At 63.5% G+C, this 274-nt stretch carries 1 protein-coding gene; it reads left to right on the plus strand.

Annotated features, from left to right (window positions below):
* Nucleotides 1-274 (plus strand): hypothetical protein (locus KVS71_RS17455; protein WP_217585153.1); only part of this gene is annotated, 274 nt, incomplete at both ends.

Below are 274 nucleotides of genomic sequence, written 5' to 3' on the forward strand. Positions count from 1 at the left end.
TCTCTCAGCAGCAGAAAGCAGCGATGCAGTGATGAGTAAAGGTCCGGATGATGAAACCCCCTCTGGGCTCGGCGCGGAGGGAAAGCGCGGTCTATTGGACAAGATGCGCCAGGCAAGCGAATCTTCCGGACGCAACCGTGCTGCAGGGCTGAACCGCCAGCCGCAGCCGCCGGCACGCCAGGCGCTGCGCTTCGACGAGCTTGCGGAATACCAGCGCGTCCAGCTACAGCGCATGGCCGGCGAACTGACCGGCGTCGACAATCCCTTCTACCGT

The sequence above is a fragment of the Microbacterium sp. GbtcB4 genome (genome assembly GCF_019091465.1).
Taxonomy (GTDB): Bacteria; Actinomycetota; Actinomycetes; order Actinomycetales; family Microbacteriaceae; genus Microbacterium; species Microbacterium paraoxydans.